The organism is Virgibacillus subterraneus, from assembly GCF_900110695.1.
Taxonomy (GTDB): domain Bacteria; phylum Bacillota; class Bacilli; order Bacillales; family Amphibacillaceae; genus Lentibacillus; species Lentibacillus subterraneus.
Genome location: NZ_FOEH01000008.1, coordinates 1 through 17,432, shown reverse-complemented (window position 1 = coordinate 17,432; position 17,432 = coordinate 1). Strand labels below are relative to the sequence as shown.

19 protein-coding genes and 1 pseudogene are annotated in these 17,432 nt (G+C 35.3%); 6 read left to right on the top strand and 14 right to left on the bottom strand.

Annotated features, from left to right (window positions below):
- Positions 1-169: 169 nt before the first annotated feature.
- From BMY13_RS17450 to BMY13_RS17420, 7 genes are all read right to left on the bottom strand, one after another.
- Complete coding sequence (locus tag BMY13_RS17450; RefSeq protein ID WP_092506196.1) at positions 170-3,382, bottom strand: ABC transporter permease; 3,213 nt, start codon at positions 3,380-3,382, stop codon at positions 170-172.
- Entirely contained in the window at positions 3,375-4,073 is a 699-nt protein-coding gene (locus BMY13_RS17445; protein WP_092493861.1) for an ABC transporter ATP-binding protein, read from the bottom strand. The genes BMY13_RS17450 and BMY13_RS17445 overlap by 8 nt, the downstream gene beginning before the upstream one ends.
- Before the next feature lie 703 nt (positions 4,074-4,776).
- Positions 4,777-5,313, bottom strand: coding sequence for a GNAT family N-acetyltransferase (locus BMY13_RS17440; RefSeq protein ID WP_092493860.1), 537 nt, complete (start codon positions 5,311-5,313; stop codon positions 4,777-4,779).
- 114 nt (positions 5,314-5,427) lie between these two features.
- Entirely contained in the window at positions 5,428-5,628 is a 201-nt protein-coding gene (locus BMY13_RS17435; RefSeq protein ID WP_425445168.1) for a PspC domain-containing protein, read from the bottom strand.
- A 51-nt stretch (positions 5,629-5,679) separates the two neighbouring features.
- Positions 5,680-6,072, bottom strand: coding sequence for a hypothetical protein (locus BMY13_RS17430; RefSeq protein WP_092493858.1), 393 nt, complete (start codon positions 6,070-6,072; stop codon positions 5,680-5,682).
- 83 nt (positions 6,073-6,155) lie between these two features.
- A complete protein-coding gene (locus tag BMY13_RS17425) occupies positions 6,156-6,800 on the bottom strand; it encodes a hypothetical protein (RefSeq protein ID WP_092506194.1) in 645 nt (214 codons plus the stop codon).
- Positions 6,793-7,329 carry a sigma-70 family RNA polymerase sigma factor gene (locus BMY13_RS17420; RefSeq protein ID WP_092506192.1) on the bottom strand — a complete coding sequence of 179 codons (537 nt, stop codon included), beginning with the start codon at positions 7,327-7,329 and terminating at the stop codon, positions 6,793-6,795. Before BMY13_RS17420 ends, BMY13_RS17425 begins: the two co-directional genes overlap by 8 nt.
- A gap of 202 nt (positions 7,330-7,531) precedes the next feature.
- Between BMY13_RS17420 and BMY13_RS17415 the strand changes: the two genes are divergently transcribed.
- Positions 7,532-8,524 carry a DUF3231 family protein gene (locus BMY13_RS17415; RefSeq protein ID WP_175476861.1) on the top strand — a complete coding sequence of 331 codons (993 nt, stop codon included), beginning with the start codon at positions 7,532-7,534 and terminating at the stop codon, positions 8,522-8,524.
- Positions 8,525-8,543: 19 nt separating this feature from the next.
- Here the strand turns inward: BMY13_RS17415 and BMY13_RS17410 are convergent.
- Positions 8,544-9,027, bottom strand: a pseudogene (locus BMY13_RS17410) (DinB family protein).
- A gap of 101 nt (positions 9,028-9,128) precedes the next feature.
- Positions 9,129-10,094, bottom strand: a complete 966-nt coding sequence (locus BMY13_RS17405; RefSeq protein ID WP_092493853.1) for a helix-turn-helix transcriptional regulator — start codon at positions 10,092-10,094, stop codon at positions 9,129-9,131.
- A 93-nt stretch (positions 10,095-10,187) separates the two neighbouring features.
- Between BMY13_RS17405 and BMY13_RS17400 the strand changes: the two genes are divergently transcribed.
- The 5 genes from BMY13_RS17400 to BMY13_RS17380 all read left to right on the top strand — a co-directional run bounded on the left by BMY13_RS17400 (position 10,188) and on the right by BMY13_RS17380 (position 14,167).
- Positions 10,188-11,057 carry an SDR family oxidoreductase gene (locus BMY13_RS17400; protein ID WP_092506190.1) on the top strand — a complete coding sequence of 290 codons (870 nt, stop codon included), beginning with the start codon at positions 10,188-10,190 and terminating at the stop codon, positions 11,055-11,057.
- Positions 11,058-11,160: 103 nt separating this feature from the next.
- A complete protein-coding gene (locus BMY13_RS17395; protein ID WP_092506188.1) occupies positions 11,161-11,997 on the top strand; it encodes an aminoglycoside 6-adenylyltransferase in 837 nt (278 codons plus the stop codon).
- Between the two features lie 164 nt (positions 11,998-12,161).
- Complete coding sequence (locus BMY13_RS17390) at positions 12,162-12,500, top strand: GNAT family N-acetyltransferase (protein WP_245736149.1); 339 nt, start codon at positions 12,162-12,164, stop codon at positions 12,498-12,500.
- Between the two features lie 123 nt (positions 12,501-12,623).
- Positions 12,624-13,199, top strand: a complete 576-nt coding sequence (locus tag BMY13_RS17385) for a histidine phosphatase family protein (protein ID WP_092506184.1) — start codon at positions 12,624-12,626, stop codon at positions 13,197-13,199.
- Between the two features lie 107 nt (positions 13,200-13,306).
- Positions 13,307-14,167: an alpha/beta fold hydrolase gene (locus tag BMY13_RS17380; protein WP_092506182.1), complete on the top strand. Its 861-nt coding sequence runs from the start codon at positions 13,307-13,309 to the stop codon at positions 14,165-14,167.
- A 262-nt stretch (positions 14,168-14,429) separates the two neighbouring features.
- On the opposite strand, the gene BMY13_RS19590 is transcribed toward BMY13_RS17380, so the two are convergent.
- The 5 genes from BMY13_RS19590 to BMY13_RS17360 all read right to left on the bottom strand — a co-directional run.
- A complete protein-coding gene (locus BMY13_RS19590; RefSeq protein WP_175476860.1) occupies positions 14,430-14,582 on the bottom strand; it encodes a hypothetical protein in 153 nt (50 codons plus the stop codon).
- 91 nt (positions 14,583-14,673) lie between these two features.
- A complete protein-coding gene (locus BMY13_RS17375) occupies positions 14,674-15,078 on the bottom strand; it encodes a DUF4440 domain-containing protein (RefSeq protein ID WP_092506180.1) in 405 nt (134 codons plus the stop codon).
- 198 nt (positions 15,079-15,276) lie between these two features.
- Positions 15,277-15,771 (bottom strand): hypothetical protein, encoded by a 495-nt coding sequence (locus BMY13_RS17370; RefSeq protein ID WP_092506178.1) that lies wholly within the window; start codon positions 15,769-15,771, stop codon positions 15,277-15,279.
- 377 nt (positions 15,772-16,148) lie between these two features.
- The gene (locus BMY13_RS17365; protein WP_092506176.1) at positions 16,149-16,643 is read right to left on the bottom strand and encodes a fasciclin domain-containing protein; all 495 of its coding nucleotides are present in this window, start codon (positions 16,641-16,643) and stop codon (positions 16,149-16,151) included.
- Positions 16,644-17,146: 503 nt separating this feature from the next.
- Positions 17,147-17,432: GNAT family N-acetyltransferase (locus tag BMY13_RS17360; RefSeq protein ID WP_139184844.1), on the bottom strand; the 286-nt coding region annotated here is incomplete at its 5' end.

The following is a 17,432-nucleotide window of genomic DNA, read 5'->3' as shown; positions in this document are numbered from 1 at the left end:
TCCTCATCTAGTTTCCTGCTTTGATTCCGCCACCTAATAAATCCTTACTCCATATTATCAAAGCCTGCTATAAGAAGGAAGCCTACAAGATTGATAGATTCGCTAACTAAAACTCTGAATCCGAGAACGGATTCAGAGTTTTTTGTGTAAACATGATATTTTAAATGTTCTACTTAATTTCAACAACAATTTCCCCTGACCTAGGCATCCATGAATGATAGCCATACAAAATTAGTCTTTCAGCGTCTTTTGGAACTTCATAAGTCAGTAATATTTTTAGTTTCCCTGGTCTCCGAAGGGATATTTTGTTCCAATTTTCCGCCTCTACTACCTCATAATCAATCGCCTCATATTCATTACCTTGTTCATCGAATAGATGGTAACCAAGATGAGGCTGGTATTGGGTGCCGCCTGATTCACCACCTCTACGTATCCTCTCAGATGCTACAGTAATCAGGTCAGTATCATCACTTTCAGGTTGAATACCTTCAGGGTTTGAAACCAAATTAAAGGCAGTCACCTCATCTTCTCCATACTCAAAAGGCTCCCCTAGCACATAAACTCTGTAAGCATTATCTATTTTATCTTGAATAAAATCCCTTTCAGAGTCATCCTTTTCCAATTCTTCCTCTTGTGGTGATTCCTCTTCTATTTGCGAGAAGCTTTCCTGCACGTCCCCAGTTGTTCCTTCTGCCGCTAATGTATCAACGGGTTTAGAAGTAGCCGATTTCTGTACATCTGGAATCGCCTGTGTAAGTACAATTACAATGCCCAAAAACAAACATGTTCCAGTCACACCAAACGCATATTTAAAACTTTTTTCGGTTTTTTTAGAATTGAACAACCCGCCATTTAGTCCTTGATACGGTTGAATTTTTCCGGCTTTTTGGGCTGGCAGGATCGCGCCGATTATTCCCGTAACAACTGGGATTAGAATAGTCGCAAGGAAAAACGGAATTTGTTCAACCGGAAATTGCCCATACATACCATAAATCATACCAAACGCAATCCCTAATCCAATCCCTCCAGCGAATAATCCGTTTAATCCGCCTTCGATTAACACAAGCATTCGAATCGTATGATTTTGCCAGCCGACCGCTTTTAATACCGCTAATTCCGGTTGCCTCTCCGCTACATTTTGCCAAATAATTTCTGCTGTTGTAAGGATCGCAATTGCAATCGCAACGCCCATCGCAATATAATGCATGGTGCCTACTTCCATGGCGACATATTCCCCAAGCCATGTAGTAAACATCGTGCCCCGAAGCTGAAGGGTAATAAATAAAAAGAAAATCAGCAGACTTGTTGGCAGTGCAATTGAAATGATAGATAATATACTGCGTTTCCACTTCGAGAGTAGGTTTTTTAAACTCATACGGAAGATTGTCGTCGTCTTAAATAACCGACTGCCACGATTCGTCACTTCTCCAGCCTTCATCGTTTCGTACGGTGATATTTTACCTACCAATACACCTGGAATAAAGGTACCTAATACATATATAGTAATACCAAGAATCCCTATGAGAAACAGACGCAAAGCCGATGTCTGGATATCACTCATCACATAAATGGACCCCAGAATAAGCCAACTAATCAGTGATACAAACAGTCCAATGAGTGCGGCCTCAATAAATAAAAGTTTCGTTAATTGATTGGGTCGCCAGCCGACCGAAAGTAAGACAGCAAATTCCTTTTTCCTTGCGTACATCATGATGATGTTAGATGAAAAGACATAAACAACTGCTACTAGAATTACACTTCCAATTACACCGGACATCCCAATTTGTGATTCTTTGAAAATAGTAACCGATGAACCGAGTTTAATCCATGGCTGTTCTACCCATCCAAGGTTTTCTTTTTCTTCCACCCCAGGTATGTGGGCCAACGCCGGCTGGGGAGAGGATCCCAAGGTAACATCGGTAATCAGCCCAGTTGTATCTTCAATATCCTGAGCCACTGCCTGAAGAAGCTGTTCACTATCCTCTGTTAATTCTTCCACTCCATTCACCTTGAGACGAATTGCTGAAATCGGTGCATCTCCTAAGACTTCTGCCGCCGCATCTATCGTTGTCAGCATTAATGGCGGTTTGGTCAAAAATCCATATGGGTTGTTAAGTGGTTTCATTAGCTGTGGCGGGTTAACCGGCTGTTCATGTTTGTCCAGTACCCACTTTGCTTTGGAAGGGAAATAGGTTTCCATTGGCAATTCTGTTAATGGATCTTTAGAAACATCCAACTCCCGTGGATCAAATACTCCCTTAAAGTCTAATTGTAGCCTTGGCCATTTTGAGCTATCATCACTGAACATGGAAATTGGACGGTACGCATGATTTACAGCGAGTAAAGATTCCTCTGGGACAATATATGGTTCTACCTCATAGGCAAATGGCCATCGATCTCGGAAAGGACTTCTTACTTCCCGATAATTAACAGAGGACGGTCTGAATGGCATCCAATTAAAGCTCCCGGATAAATAACTTCCATCACTTATTTGATTGACAATTTTCTGGTGAGTATCTTCCGTGGTGTGTATAAACTGATCTACCCGTTTCCCTGGCTGTTTTTCCAAATAGTCTTCTCCACCATTTTCTTTCACTTTCTTCATCGTGGACGATGGATCTCCCTTAAAAGAAATGTTCAGTTTTTCAACGGTTGTCCTTCGTTTACCATCCACAAATTCCTTATTACTCATGATGACAGGAATCTTTGTATCAAGTTTAACCTGTTCCACTTTATCTTCGTCTGATAAGAACTGACTATTGCCACCTTTAATTATTGCTTCATCAATTCCTACAAGTGCCGACTCAGTCTCTGGGTCAATGCCAGCAATCAGGACTTCGGTTCCATATTCAAACATACCATCAAAATAGGTGACTCCATATTCACCTGCACTCTGCTCTTTTATCCCTCCCCATCCTTCTGTAAAATAATATGTGTACTCGTCTGTAATTTGTTCCACACCAGTATTAGTAGTATTTTCTATCGTCACTCGGTAAATACCTGGCTCAGTATAAGTAACACTGTCAAGTTGAATAGAGTTTCGCATATACCCCATCATCGCGATAGGAGCCGCAACCTCAACATCCGTCATGGTTTTAATTTTTTCATATTGATCGAGTGTAATACCGCCATCCAAACCACTGAGATAATTAGGCTCCAACAGATTCCGGTCCTCTGTGACACTGCGGGAATCAGGAGGACGAACGACAATATGATACGACGATTTCCAGCGTTTTTGTAATTCATCAACGACAGTTGCATTGCTTGCTTGCGTGATACCCACTAAATAACTAAGTCCGATACTAACAATTAGCGCACCAATAATTAGTAATATAAAACGTTCCTTATTGCGCCACCATGAATTCCATATAAATTTAAGCATGGACTTCACTCCTGGTATCGCTGATTATTTTCCCATTTTTCATTTCAACAATCCGATCTGCTCTTGATGCTAATTCATGATCGTGCGTCACATAAATAACACCACATCCTTTTTCTTTATTTAGCGTAGTTAACCGATTGAAAATAATTTCCCCTGTATCGGTGTCGAGGTTTCCAGTCGGTTCATCTGCAAGCAGCCAGCTAGGTTCATGGACTAAAGCACGGGCAATCGCAACACGTTGCTGCTCACCACCGGAAAGCTGAGCAGGTAAGGAATTAAATTTATCCTCCAGCCCCACTTGGATTAATAAGTTTTCTGCTCGCTCTTTTTTGTCATAAGATACTTTTCGCGAAAATAATGGAGACATGACGTTCTCTATTGCCGTCAAAGTAGGCAGAAGGTGGAACTGCTGAAAAATAAAACCGATGTTTTCAAACCGAAAATCAGCTAGGTTTTTCTGATTTAACTTTATGATTGAACTATCACCATAAAGAATTTCTCCATCTGTAGGTAAATCAAGTGCGCCGAGTAAACTAAGCAAAGTTGACTTCCCTGAGCCAGATGGTCCAACTATTGCAACTAATTCACCTTCTTCAAATCGAACATTAATATCCTGTAAAGCATATGTACTAATCCCATCACCTTGAAATACTTTGTTTACACCCTTACATTCCATTACATTTGTAACCATTGATATCCCCCATTCAAATAATACTTAGCTCGCTCTCTAATTATTTGACGACACACCAGGAAAAAGGTCCCATTATAACGGAATGGCATAAACTGTAGTGGTATTTGTAATTGATTAGATAAACTTGGCTTATCGCCAATCCCTAATGGCGAAAGCCTTAGTTGCACTTATGCAGTAAGAAAGGATTTATACTTTCTTATCTGCAAATAAAAAAATCTCAATTCAATGAGCTGAGATTTTCCTTCTATTTAATTCAATTACTTCTTCAACTAGGCACCCAGTAGTGTAATGAAGATTGTAATTCACCAAAAAGGGTAAAAATAATGAACTTAGAATACCTAAAAGAAAAATTAACAATACACCAACAACAATATATAAAGGACGAATAACAAAATGCCTCGAGCGTGAAGCTATTTCAAGCTTTGTTCCGCACACACTGCATTGTATTGCCCTATTAGAAAACCATAGTGAAGTATTGATTTTTCCCCTCCAAAATTGATGTTTACAGACATTACATTTTGGCAGCTTCATTAGTACTCCTTAAATCAAGTCATCTTTATCCAGTATAGTAGGCACTCTGGAACGAATGAAATTTTATCGTTTATATTATAATTTAGTATCAATACAGATTAATACTAAAATCCAGAATCATTCTTGAACAATCTCTCCAGTTACTTTAAGTAAAGAATGTCACATTTTTAAATTATTGTTTGCTCATGTATTCCCTTTTCAAAATTCCCATGGTGATTATGTCGTGCCATTTACCATTTCTATATAAACTCTCTCGCATTACTCCTTCTTTCTCAAATCCAAGTTTATTATAAATATGTATTGCTCTTTCGTTAAGAGAGAATACCCTAAGTGAAACACGATGTAGATTTAATTCTAAAAAAGCATATTCAAGTAACATCTGTAGAGCTTCAGTACCATATCCCTTACCCCAATATTCCTTTTCGCCAATATCAATAATACATTCAGCATTTCTATTTTTTGTATCGATATTAATTAGCGACGTTACACCAATTGCAGTATCGCTTTCCCTCTCCTCAATGATATAACTCTTAGAAGATATTGAATTAAGAATTATATTTTCTACAAAACTTCTTGTTTCATCAAGAGAATATAAATCTAATGATGTGCTTGTTGTTTTCATTACATCCAAATCATTTCTCCAAGAATGATACTTTTCAATGTCAATTTCCATCATTTTTCGAAACTGAAGTCTTTTTGAGCTTAACATATAAACTTATCTCCCTTATATTTTTTACTTACCTCTCACTTCAATCATTAAGCTATTTTCCTTCGCCCTCAATGATTGAAAAAAGATATTATTAATGCAAGATAATTTAGGCGTTTACAATGACGGAGGGCTATCAGACATTGTGTTAGCGAGAATTATATATATGAGTAAATTAGCAGGTAAAAAAATAAATATTAGTCTCACTGCAAATGAAGATATACCAAAAAACTCAGCTATACCCCCACAAACACCAGATAAAGACTTATCTGTTGATGATTTTCTTAATTTGTTTTGCAAACTAATTCCCCCTTTCATATTTCTCAAAAGACATATTCCTTGAATTAAAGATCCTGTTAATTATAATTCTTAAATTGGTTCTTCCATCTCCCTTTTTAACATCCATTCTCCATTAGTAAGTTGCCAGTTTTCAATAGTGAACAGTCTCGCCAATACTTTCTTTTCTCTTTCTATCAATTGTTCATAAAATACAACAGCATTATTAATATCCTTTAAACGAATAACCCTATTTTTGAATTTCTTTTTAGCTCCTGATAATTGCTTAACAGACTGTTGCATTCCACTTACCGCCTCTTTCCTATTGAAAATAATCGGTTTTTCGTTAACACCTTTGAAAAAAGCAACATAATAATCTTCAGCCATTCTTTCTAAAGATGATGTGTCACCTGAAATCATTGCTTCATTCCAATTCATGATAAATTCATCGTGCATTTTAGTAAATTCATTTAACTGGTTATCCATTTCAAACTTTTCCCCCTTTAATTTTTAATGTTTGTTTTAACGGAACCCATTGTAATTTTCTACTCGACATTTATAGGGCCGTTTTATTCATCAAACTTCACGATATAATATCTGTCAAAGGTTTCAACAAAGTACCAGTCCTCGAATTCGATATGCCAGCCTTCATTTTTGGGAAATACATAGGTGTTGGCAAATGTCACTGATCCTCCACCTCGAATGATACCGGATTTCCAGCCATCATTCTCTATTATCTTAGTGTCATATGGGTTCATTTCCTCACCATTCGAGGAAACCAAATCAAAAGCAAGCGGGTTAACATCGGAGACCCCAGTAAATGTTGATGTAAATGTTATAGGAATCGTAAGCACTTCCATACCTTCTTCAATCTTTGTGGTGTCGAGCGATGGGGGTGTTTGAATTGGATCACCAAAAAAAAGAGTTTTATACTGCCTATCCCATACTTTTTCACCTAGCTGAAAAGTAAAATACTCGTCTTCATTCGCATAATCCTGAGCAGTATTTTCAAAAAAAGGGTTTATTAACACAATTAATAAAGATAAGGCACATGCCAAAATGAAACCATTTCCAATACTTTTGTACATTATTCTATTTTTCTTTGGCTTATGACCTTCTGCAATTTTCATTTGAATCGCTCTTTTATCATCCTCGGTAAAAACATTTTCTTCTCCCATATATTTGTTTAAACTTTTCTTAACTCTCCTATTCAATGTCCACACCTCCCAGCAGTTTTTTTAGCTTTCCTCTTCCACGTTGCAACCTTGTTTTTACAGTGGATTCATTCAATCCAAGAGTATCCCTTATGTCAGCAATCTGCATCTCCTGGTAATAAAAAAGAATTATAATTTCCCGGTATTTAACAGGAAGTGAAAGAATAGATTTTGCTACTAACAATTCCTCATCATTTTGTATCATTTGGCTTTCAGGATTATCATCTATAGTAACTAAATATTTTTCTGGTAAGTTATTAATTAATTTCACTTTTCGAAAGTTCCAGGATTTAATAAAGTCTTTGCATTTATTGATTGCAATACTGCATATCCATGTCTTTAAACTTGATCTCTGTTCAAATGTCTCTAATTTTAAATAAACGATTACAAAAACATCTTGGGTAAGATCCTCGGCCACAGACCAGTCACGAACATATGTATATATTAACCTTTTTACTGACTCACCGTATGTTTCCATAATCTCGTTAAAAGAGATCATATCCCCACTGATCAAGTCCTCTTCTTCCATCAAGCAACCCCTCCCGCCTTTATATTTGACGACACACCATACATTAAGGTCCCACTATTAATACAAATGCAAAATTGGATATTACAAATTAACTCACGGGACGATGGACCTGTCCCTCCGTCCCAGTATAGAAATTGGATGTTTGCACATAATATTATTGTGTACTTACAACTACATAGAATCTTTTGGAGGTAATATTATTATGACTACACAAGCGAATTTAACAGCATCAGAAGTTGCAAATCTATGGTCTGCTTATAATGATAATGCTGCTACGATTATCAAGATGAAATATGTATTGGCTATTATGGAAGACAACGAAATACGCCCTATTGCAGAAAAAACACAGCAATTTGCTGAACAAAATATTGAACAGATTAAACAAATTTATGAAAATGAAGACCACGCAGTTCCTGTAGGTTTTACAGATGCAGACGTAGATTTAACGGCTCCACGTCTTTTTGCAGATACTTTCTTTTTAGTATTTTTACAAAACAAATTTACCATGAACTTAACTTCCTATACCATGGGACTGACTCATTCAACTCGTTCTGATATACGGGACTTTTTCACACAATGTATAGATACTTCTGAACAAATTTATAATGAAACAACAGACTTAATGCTCTCAAAAGGAATCTATGCAAGATCACCATTCATTCCAGTACCAAAAACGGTCGATACAATAGAAAGACAAAATTTCTTAACAGGTTGGCTGGGAAACCGTAGACCTTTAACCGCAATTGAAATTGACCAATTGTTTTTTAATATACAACGTAATGCTATTGGTCACGCATTGCTAATAGGTTTCAGTCAAGTTGCCAAGGCTAAAGAAGTGCGGGAATATATGCGTCGCGGTGCTGATATTGCAGAGAAGCACATAAAGGTTTTCAACTCTGTTTTAACGGAGGAAGATTTGCCTTCATCCATGATTTGGTCTTCTAATATTGAAGAAACAACAGTTTCTCCTTTTTCAGATAAATTATTGATGTATGAAGTTGCTGGAACTACACAAGCAGGTGTTGGTTATTATGGACAATCATTGGCTTCCGCTCAAAGGCGTGACCTGGGTTCCCACTACATGCGAGTGTTAGGTGAAAGCTTAGAATACGGTGAAGACGGCGCAAATATCACCATTAAACACGCTTGGCTGGAGGAACCACCACAGGCGGTAGATAGAAGAAGAAAAATATAAAAAATTTGCATAACCTGATCTACTTATTTTTACGTTTCCAGCTTTTTTGCAGCTTCCGTATATAAATAATTTGGCCAATGTGATAGGCGTTATGTGTTGTTGCATTTCCGAGTAACTCCCACCACTTTGCAGTGACTGGAAATCCTTTCACATTGTTTTCTACATTTTCTTCAGTCAGGAAATCTTGCCATTTTATAAAAAACCTCTATCAAACGGTTTCTAAGATTATCAAAGGTTTGATTTTCTGAGATGATAAAGCTTTTATCGTTTTCTATAGAAGGAACAGCTTTAACATCAGATTTATCAAACCTAGTTTGCCATGTTTCATTCCAGTAGATAATGTGTTGTACAATTTCAGCAATGCTATGACAATCTTCATTAGGCTTCCAAAATGCCTCTTCTTCTGTCAAACCTTCAACTGATTCTGTAAATGGGCGGTACCAGCTAGGGTCATTTACGTTTTCTAAAAACTGATTTAATAAAATATCTTTTACATGTGACATCCCTTTCACTCCTTCTGCAATTTTGGGTTAGAATATATAATTAGCCACCTTTATATTAATTCGGTTTATCTTTAGAAACTCCTTTATTAAATCTGCAGACCCTAACTATTGTAGAGCTCCAAAATGTCATTTGCTTTTTTTGCTAATATGCTCTGTAAATGCACCGGTGAATGAACCCTAATTTGATTGCCAAACCCCAGAATGAAATTAACAGCTTCTTCTTCAGTCGGAAATTCAAGACTTAACTGTACCCATTTACTGTTTGGCTGCTTCGTTGATTCGTGTAAGTGTCTAACAAAACGGCCCGTAAACATAATGCGGTTAATGATCTGTCGAGATACTTCTACCTCCACTTGATACGCAGGCAAATTTTGAATAAACGCTTTCTTGGATTCTTTCCAGTATTGTGACAAGATAAATCCACCGGGCCTAGTAAATGACTCTTCCAATACGGTGAAATTTATAATACGTGATAGCCTGAAATTTCGATATGAATTTTGAGAATTAATAGCTATTACATACCACGTACTTCCTTTTAAGACTAAACCAAGTGGATTTATCATGTAAGTTTTCATTTCATTATCCGCTTTTTTATATTCCATTGTTACTTTTTTATTTTCCATAACTGCTTGTTGGATAAACTTCATAGATCCTATACTTTGTTGTGAACCATGCCATGTATCTGTGTCGATATATATGCGTTCCCATAAGTTGGCAGCATTCTGCCTTACATGATTAGGTACAGATAACAATAATTTTTGTTTCATCTCTTCTGTTGATATATTCAGATTTAAGTCTGATAGAACTTTTTCAGAAGCTGGCAGGAATAAAGATATAATCTCTTTTTCTGTTAACCAGCTCAGTTTATTTTTCCACTCATCAATAAGTCGCCATCCACCTGCTTTTCCTCTTTCAGAAAATACTGGTATTCCTGCAACACTTAAAGATTCCATATCCCTATGAATAGTTCTTTCCGACACCTCTAATTCATTAGCTAACGTCCTTGTAGAAGTCGTTTCTCCGTGCTGCAGTAATATAAGTATTTTAATTAGCCGCTCAGCTTTCATAAGTCCACTCCTAAAATTATTTTTCAATCATGACAAAAGGTGTCATATTAAATAGTATATAATTCTAGTAACAGATTTGAAAGGAATGATTATATGAGTACGTTAAACGGAAAGATCGCTGTTGTTGCTGGTGGAACTAGAGGAGCCGGTCGGGGAATTGCTATTAAACTGGGGGAGGCAGGTGCAACTGTTTATGTAACAGGAAGATCCACCAGACAGGAAATGTCACCTATGCAAAGAAAAGAAACAATTGAAGATACAGCCAAATTCGTTACGGATGCCGGTGGACACGGTATCCCCATACAAGTCGATCACACTGAGGAAAAACAAGTCGAGGGCTTATTCAATCGTATTAATAAAGAGCAAAATGGACAGCTTGATATATTAATTAATGACATCTGGGGAGGTGATCCACTTACAAACTGGGAAAAGCCATTTGGCGAGCATGACTTGCAGGACGGATTGCAAATACAAAAACAAGCAGTCCAGTCACACATTATTACTTCTCATTATGCAGTCCCACTAATGAAGAAAAACAACAAAGGATTAATCATTGAAATTACAGATGGTACAGACAATACATACCGTGGAAACTTATACTACAGTCTCGCTAAAATTTCTAATATTCATTTGGCACAGGCCCTGGCTGCTGACCTTAAAAACTATAGAATAACGTCAGTTGCAGTAACACCTGGATTCCTTCGTTCTGAAGCGATGCTCGATTTATTTGGCGTAACAGAGGAAAACTGGCAGGAAGGCGCAAAAGTAGAAAAGCATTTTATTGCCTCTGAGACTCCTTTTTATATCGGAGAAGCAATAAAACACCTTGCCTTAGACACAGATGTTAACCGATTTACTGGGAGCGTTTTAAGTAGCTGGCAACTCTCCGAAATATATAACTTTACAGATATTGATGGAACTAAGCCTCATTGGGGTAATTACTTTGAGGAGAATGTGAATTAGAAAACTTAGCTTTTTGCCGTCGCAGAATTGTTGAAGAAGGATAAACGACTGTTTTTATAGAATAGTATCTGTATATGAATATATAGGGAGTGGTTTTTAATGTGTGGGATTTGTAATTAATCATGAAGAAAGAGACTTAGAATTACCTAATTATCGAAAAAAACTTATGAAAGCAATCGAAAATGATTTTCTAAACGATGATAATGTTTTAGCACTTTTTTATGGTGGTTCCATTGGAAATGAGAATGCGGATTTGTATTCAGATATTGACCTTAGAGTAGTTGTAAAACCTGAAAAAATTGAGGAATACATTTCAAACAAAAAAAAGCGTCCTCAAAGATGGGGAAATGTCCTCTATTTTGAAGACATGAACCCATTTTCGATTTATACTGTTGTTCACTATGAGTGTTTCATTAAAGTAGATACATTTTATTATAAGCCTGATGATATTCGTCCCTCTGTTTGGTTGAAAAATATAAAAATTATTAAAGATAAAGATGACATGATAGCTGGAATTCTAAAGAGGTCAATGACTCTAACCTATGAACCATCGTTTGATGAATTTGAGTTGTGGCGAACAAAGTTTTTTGCACATTTACATGAAGCATATAGAAGAGTTATGAGAAACGAGTATTATTATGCTTTGAATTGTATCGATAGTTTACGGTTATCAATGGCAACTGCCTGGTATATGAATGCAGGGGTTCAACCAAATGCTTTTGGTGACTGGGCTAAATATGAAGGAAACAGAAGTAAGTTGGAGAACTGGCAGAAAACTCTCCTTGAAAGCTGGGAATGCGGAAGAAATAAAAACGAAATAAAAAATGTTATGAAAAGTATAGTTCATGAGTTTAGAAAAGTTCATGGTTCTCTTTGTGATAAATTGGCTATTGAAGAAAATCCAATATGGGTAGAGAAAATTATTGGTAAAGTTATATGATTATTACCAACACACCTTGTTCAACTATTTGGTGCTTTAACACAATAAGATACCAGCATCCTTGCTAAACTATAGAAGCGGGTTAATTGAATAACAAATCTTTTAGAAAAAGTATTATATGTTAGTTTGTAATTAAAATAAATTATAACTTATGGAGGGATTTGGTGTCTTTAACTTATTTATTTCTATTTTTGGGAGGATTAGTTTTAGGATTGGTAGTATGGTATTTAGAAAAGAAAAATAAATGGTTCAAGAATGTGTCTAGACAGACTGTTAAGGCATATACTGGAAAAGGAATTGCTAACACAGCATTGAAACTTTTATTAGAAACTATAAGAAGTAAGCAAAGAATAAAACAGGTTTCCGCGAAGACAACAACCAATAATATAGCCTCTCAAAAAGTCTTAGAGAAAAACGGCTTTAAGTACATAGCAGCAAGTGATGAAGAAATTATAATGAATGGGCAAAAGGTAAAGTTTGTTTATTATCTGCTGACAAATTAAAATATTCTTCTACATAAGGGTGCAATAGCTGAAGAAGGATTTGAGACGAAATGTCTTTTTCTTATTGTACTAAAGGAGCAGTTTAGTTAAAGAAGAGTGCGTTTTTATAAAAGGGGAGTTTTGATGGAGTTAGTATTTATCAGACACGGACAAGGGGAACACACCTTAGATTTACCTGAAAGTTTACATACCTCAGACCCTGCATTGACTGATGAAGGGATAATTCAAGCCAAGACACTTAAAAGACAGTTTCCTTTATCGCAATCAGATGTCATTATAATTAGTCCAATTAGAAGAACCTTACAGACAGCACAAATTTGGAGTGAAGGTATAAAGTGTCAGAAAATAGTAAGCCCGTTAGTATCTCCAAGAATGTTTCCCCAAAAAACAGAAGGGCAGACACTACCTTGCGATGAAATTCTAACAAAAGGAGTAATAAAAGACCACTTCACTGATTTTCACCTCGAAGAAGAGCTATCAAATGAATGGTGGTCAAAAGGAATAAATAAATTACCCGAAAGAGAGTTTAAAATTATAGCGGAATTTTTTTTGAAATGGTGTAGGCATTTTGGAAACAAAAGAATATATATAGTTTCTCACGATGGAACAATAACGTCGTATAGACAGCTTATTACTGGTGTAGAACTCACTAGAAATGATTTTCCTAAAGAAACTGGGTTCTTAAAAGTTAATTGTTGATATTAAACTAAAGGATGTAAGGTTTGAAGATAGATTTTTGATATAGGCAGCTCTTTTTTTAAGTCAATTAGGGGGCAGTTTTGTTTAATTAAGAAAGGAAGATTTTAATGGGGAATTGGGAAAGGAATTTACTCAAAACATCACGTGGGGGATTCGAAGTATTTGTAAAGGGTGAAGGAGAATCACTTTGTGTTACCCATCATTATTCAGAATTTAATCAGACAGGAGATTACTTTGCAGAGACATTTACAAAAACCAATAAAGTGTTTTTGATAAATTTAAGAGAAGCAGGTAATTCAGAGAAAGCCATAAAATCTTATCAATTAAGTTTCTTGGAGACAATATTTGATATAGAAGCTATTCGAGAAGAACTAGGGTTTGATAAATGGGGATTTGCTGGGCACTCAACTGGAGGTATGTTAGGTATAATCTACGGAATATACTTTTCTAATTCCCTAAAATTTAATGTGATTGTCGGGGCTGCTGCAAGAGAATATATGACATTCTCAAAAGATTGTATTTATAATTCTAAACACAATAAATTTAACAGAATGCAAGAACTCAATGAAACATTGAAACGTTCAGATTTGCCATCAGAAAGAAGAAAAGAACTAAAAGTTGAAAGAACAAAACTGTCGTTGTTTGAGCCTGAAAAATATAATGAACTTTTTTCTCCAAACATAAGTAAAGGAATGTCTGCAATTCGTATGGACTTTTTCAGTCGAGAATTGCAAGTATATGATGTAACGAAAAAGTTGGAGTTAATATCAACACCCACTTTAATAATTTGTGGTAGATATGATGTACAGTGCCCAGTAATATACTCTATCGAAATGGAGGCAGGAATCCCCAACTCAAAATTAGTTATCTTTGAGAATAGTAATCATTACCCTTTCTTAGAAGAAGCAGAACAATTTACTGAAGAGTACAATTTATTTATAAAGGAACACCAATCCTTATTAAGCTAACGGGTGCGTTAGTTAAAAAAAATAGATTAAAACACAAGAGGATGATTAGCCTATTGTGTAGCTAATTGCCCCTTTTTTCTTATGCAAAATCCACATGTTTTTAGCAAGTTAATCAACAAAAAGAAATAGCGTAGATTTATTATATTATTAGACGGATCCTAATTTACCTACCAATTTTGATGTTAATTCACATTAAAAACCTACTTAATTACTTTTATAACAGTAAAAATAGAAAAGCTAATTATTTGCATATTTAAGCGAGTTATCGTTTTCTTTTTAAATAGCGAGTTATTGCCAGAACAATTGCTGAAATAATCAGTAGCGTGGAAATTAGTAGAACGTTTGCAGTACCAATAGGTGTAAAAAAACCTAAAAGTAGTATGATTAACCCAAAAATAATTAACCCTAAAATCATTCCAATTCCCCCTATTTTTCTGTAAAACCTTGTAAGTCCTTATTAAATAATCGCACCCTTTTGTTTAATTATTTGCTACGCCTCCCATTCCTTATACTCCTTTTTCCTGATACCAACGGATAATCCTCCATTTATCATCCGAACCCTTTTGCCAAACTTCAAGATTCAAGGCTCTTACCACTCTTTCATTTTTATCATCACTATATGTAATTTCATAAGAAGTTGTTGCCTGATTTTCGTGTTGTGGTAAGATTTTTAATCCTGAAAAAATGAACTGTATTTTTTTACCTTTAAAGTGATTAGCGGCCTCTTCATTGCCTTCTTTAATATCTTTAAGATTGAATTTTTCTACCTGCCCCAATGATGGCTTGTAAAGCCATCCCTGAAATTCATCAGAATATAAATCGTTCATCTCCTCATAATTCCCATTCTCAAATTCCTGATGCAACTCCATTAACCTATATACCTCATTTGATACTTCTTGTTCTAGTCCCATACGTTCCACTCCTAACGAATATTATCTACACATAATGTTATTCGACAATAAGCCCCTAATTCCCTTTCCTTTTTTACGCAAGATAAATCCAATATATTATTCAATTAATCCTTATTAGATACGAAAAGAGCGCCGAATCTTATTCAAGAATGGCGCCGATTCTTGAATAATGGTAGAACATCTATTAGTAACACTTCCTTATTTTCTCCACATAACTTTCTTTCTCGAAATTTTAGCAACTTCATATCTATTCCAAGTGGTATGAGTATCCAAATTACATCCTAATATATTCCTCAAACCTAATTTCCTAAACGTATTATCTTCTTCTTTTGTAATCACACATCCGAGTAGATGTCTATCAAAAAAATTATATAGCTGTTCTTCCGTACAATTGTTTGTCACCATTTTTAATATCTCTTGTCTAATTACATCACGAGGTACAACATGATCATGTATTAATCCTTTAGTTTTATTTTCTTCCCTTTTCACGTATTGTTCGTAAGCTTTCTCAGACCACCATTTACATCCTTTATATTTTCCATTATATTCCTTCCAAGCCCATAAAAAGTGATCAAGCAATATATGAAAATTAGGTAACTCGGATAAAGTATATAATTGATATACCTTTGAAACCGATCCTACTATGTCTGCTTTGCTTATATATTTTCTGTTTTTTTCTGATATCCTTGCCACTAAAATTATCTCCTTTCCCCAAACTTCTATTCTGCTATCTGGACAGATTCAGAAAGAGCTCACTTTTATTCCATAATTGCGCCCAACTGCAGAGTTTCATTATCTATTGAATAGTAGTTTTGTACTGTGCAACAAATGATCTGTTATGCTTTTGCTTTTCAATTTTTTACAATAGCAACCGTTAGCACGATAAGCATTTACTTAATGAAATAATCCTTATATCATCCCAGTTATAATACAGAAAATTATAATCAGGAACATCGATTTGGTATAAAATACTCTAACTACTAGTATTAACTCGATTGAGTTAATACTAGTAGTGACCAAATCAAAATAAGACTGAATCATGTATGATTCAGTCTTATCCACCAGCTTTTCTAAGGTAACAATACCTTATCAATAACATGAATCACGCCATTAGACGCTTCTATATCCGCTTTAACAACATTTGCTTTATTGATCATTACAGGATCTAGTGATATTTTCACTTTTTTATCTGCGAGCGTTTTGACCTTCATTCCATCTTTTAAATCTCCAGACATCACTTTATCTGGTACCACATGATACAGTAGAATTTTCTTCAAATCATCCCTTGCTAATAGTTCTTCAGCTGTTATATCTAGTTCCTTTAGTAGCATTTCAAATGCTTCATCTGTCGGTGCAAATACAGTAAAGGGTCCCTCTCCTTTTAATGTATCAACCAAACCAGCTTTTTCTAATGCTGCAAACAATGTATTGAAGTTACCTGCTTCTTTCGCAACATCGACAATATCTTTTTCAGTTTCAGAATTCTCCGCAGCAAATACACCACTTTCAAATGACAGAACCAGCATAACAGCAAACAGTATTATCGCTAACTTTTTCTTTAACATAAGTAAATTCCTCCTTTATTAATCTTTTATAGAGTTATACAACATGACTAATATATTCCTTTATCCTAAAATTCCACCTCCAAATACAAACGCTCTAAAAGGTAGTATTTTAATAATCAATGTATTTATCCTAATTTCAACAAAAAAATACTATAATTTTACGTCTTTTTATAAAAAGTTAAGTAGTTCCGATACGTGGAGAAAATCTAAAATAACATACTAAAACACACTATGTTTAGCACTCTAATAACAAAATAACAAACAAAAAAGGTACCTTATATCTTTTATATAGGGTACCTTACGAACTCATTAATTATACAAAAATTGTGATTCGTTATTACGCAGTAAGTGTCTACTACGCAACATAAGAGTTATTCCACAATCTGACCCGATTGTTGAACAAGAAGTGCAATTCCTTATTCAAGGAAAGCACCCGATAGTGAAATAAAATCCTGGTAGAAATCAACCCTTAAACACTAAAATTAAATCGGCTTTAAGTTCTCTTAAGTTTTTATTATATCAGTTTTAAGGATACTCATATAAATTCGGTTTACATATTTTCCGTTTTTAAAGACCTCATCCCGTAGTACACCATCTTTATAAAAACCTACCTTTTCATAACAACGAATTGCTCCTATATTGTCTGAGTCAACAGTAAGATAAACTTTGTGTAAATTTAAACGACTAAATGCAAAGTTAACAAGAATTTCGACTACCTCAGTTCCATAACCCTTTCCCCATTCTGATTTTTCTCCAATCCACAATCCTAGCTCAGCATTGCGATTCCAC

Coding starts and splice junctions, on each gene's coding strand:
- BMY13_RS17380 (WP_092506182.1), top strand. CDS start 13,307: ATGGGGAATTGGGAAAGGAATTTACTCAAAACATCACGTGGGGGATTC.
- BMY13_RS17375 (WP_092506180.1), bottom strand. CDS start 15,078: ATGGGACTAGAACAAGAAGTATCAAATGAGGTATATAGGTTAATGGAG.
- BMY13_RS17405 (WP_092493853.1), bottom strand. CDS start 10,094: ATGAAAGCTGAGCGGCTAATTAAAATACTTATATTACTGCAGCACGGA.
- BMY13_RS17450 (WP_092506196.1), bottom strand. CDS start 3,382: ATGCTTAAATTTATATGGAATTCATGGTGGCGCAATAAGGAACGTTTT.
- BMY13_RS17440 (WP_092493860.1), bottom strand. CDS start 5,313: ATGTTAAGCTCAAAAAGACTTCAGTTTCGAAAAATGATGGAAATTGAC.
- BMY13_RS17445 (WP_092493861.1), bottom strand. CDS start 4,073: ATGGTTACAAATGTAATGGAATGTAAGGGTGTAAACAAAGTATTTCAA.
- BMY13_RS17420 (WP_092506192.1), bottom strand. CDS start 7,329: ATGGAAGAAGAGGACTTGATCAGTGGGGATATGATCTCTTTTAACGAG.
- BMY13_RS17430 (WP_092493858.1), bottom strand. CDS start 6,072: ATGGATAACCAGTTAAATGAATTTACTAAAATGCACGATGAATTTATC.
- BMY13_RS17385 (WP_092506184.1), top strand. CDS start 12,624: ATGGAGTTAGTATTTATCAGACACGGACAAGGGGAACACACCTTAGAT.
- BMY13_RS19590 (WP_175476860.1), bottom strand. CDS start 14,582: ATGATTTTAGGGTTAATTATTTTTGGGTTAATCATACTACTTTTAGGT.
- BMY13_RS17435 (WP_425445168.1), bottom strand. CDS start 5,628: ATGAAAGGGGGAATTAGTTTGCAAAACAAATTAAGAAAATCATCAACA.
- BMY13_RS17400 (WP_092506190.1), top strand. CDS start 10,188: ATGAGTACGTTAAACGGAAAGATCGCTGTTGTTGCTGGTGGAACTAGA.
- BMY13_RS17365 (WP_092506176.1), bottom strand. CDS start 16,643: ATGTTAAAGAAAAAGTTAGCGATAATACTGTTTGCTGTTATGCTGGTT.
- BMY13_RS17415 (WP_175476861.1), top strand. CDS start 7,532: ATGACTACACAAGCGAATTTAACAGCATCAGAAGTTGCAAATCTATGG.